Below are 1411 nucleotides of genomic sequence, written 5' to 3'. Positions count from 1 at the left end.
CTGGCGTAGCGGGCTGACGGCGGCAAGCTCGGTCATGGGGCTCTCCGAGGATCAGGGGAAACCCCGAAATCCTGGGATGCAGCGCCTCACATGGCGAAATCTCAGTGCTGACAGTCCTGCAGCACCCTGCCGCGAGAGCGGCTTAGTCCATTGGCGCGGGCCGGAACTCGGCCGCTTCTGACGCCGAACGACCGAGACGTGTGGAAATCAGAGTTCGCCAAGCGGCGAGGCGCTGCCTTTGGACTGTTTCTACGCCAAAGCGGGCGCCTTAGCCCGGGACGAAGCGGTTAAGCTTCTGCCTCTCCGGGGCTGATGCACTCTTTAATCGCCTGGGAAAAGGCGATGATCGTTGCCTCTCGGTCTTCGGCGCACATAGCCCGGAACAGATTCAGGAAGTCATCGGTGCCGATCTGCATAACAACCTTTGAATTGCCCCCTCCGGAAGCCATAACCCCGCGAACGGTGACACCACTCCGCCTTTGGCCATCCGGGCTTTTGCCAACCCAGGCACCGTGAGCGATCTCAACATTGCCTTCGTATTGCCAGCGGCCGCCGCCCTGTAGAGGCGCCCTCCAAAGCTGGCTGCGTTCACTCATGGTAGTTCCTCGATTTCTATCGGTCGGAAGCCCTGAGCCTGCGCGAGCACGGCCAACGCTCTTCTGTAGCTGGGCGCCTTTTACGTCGCTGCAGCCAGAACATCCACGGCTGCCGCGCTCCGGCATCATCAGTCCCCGCCCAGCGGAACGTCCGCTTTGCGGCTGGATCTCAACCTGGCGCTTCTCGTACGCAGCTAGTCGCGCATAACGGAATGGCTCGAAGCAGCGCAGCCACATCATTGGTAGGATAGTTGCGGATGCGGCGCCCCAAGGGGAATTGCCATGCATGTCGAAACTCAAAGCCAACGGCAGCGGCAGGTTTGGAACACCGGTCGCATTATTGGACCCAGGCCGCCTCTGAAGCCGAGACACATTTGGGCCACCCGCACCCGGCTCCAGCATGACGGCCGGATCCGCGATTTGGCGATGTTCAATCTCGCAATCGATAGCAAACTGCGCGGATGCGATCTCGTTCGCCTCCGCGTGGCTGATGTCGTGCTTGGGGGCCTTCGAGCCTGGCATCCTCCCGCTTCGTTCGCCCCATTGGAAAGCTTGCCCCAATCAGGATTTCGTGGCGGCGAGGCTGCCTCCGATGACAAGGACGGGTTGAGCTCGGGCTTTCACGGCTCGGACGAGTTCGCAGCCGGATTCCGGCTCAAGTGAAAGCAGCCCTGAAATGCAAAATGCCCGCCGTGAGGCGGGCATTCGCTCTTCGACCGAAGCTCAAGGGGAGGGAATCATGAGCCCCGGGAGAAACTACCTGGAACGCGCTGCGCCCGGTGACGCGGCGGTTCTATTCAGTGACTTCAGGCCGC

At 61.5% G+C, this 1411-nt stretch carries 1 protein-coding gene and 1 pseudogene; one reads left to right on the top strand and one right to left on the bottom strand.

Going from position 1 to position 1411, the window contains the following annotated elements:
* Nucleotides 1–287: 287 nt before the first annotated feature.
* Nucleotides 288–596: a hypothetical protein gene (locus AC1DGP_RS35185; RefSeq protein ID WP_476771119.1), complete on the bottom strand. Its 309-nt coding sequence runs from the start codon at nt 594–596 to the stop codon at nt 288–290.
* A gap of 282 nt (nt 597–878) precedes the next feature.
* On the opposite strand from AC1DGP_RS35185, the pseudogene AC1DGP_RS35180 reads away from it, so the two are divergent.
* Nucleotides 879–1100: pseudogene (locus tag AC1DGP_RS35180) on the top strand (integrase); the annotation flags it as partial.
* Nucleotides 1101–1411 lie beyond the last annotated feature (311 nt).

The organism is Allobosea sp. 05T433, from assembly GCF_056396065.1.
The sequence above is the reverse complement of the archived record's forward strand: the minus strand, read 5'-3'. Positions and strand labels throughout refer to the sequence as shown.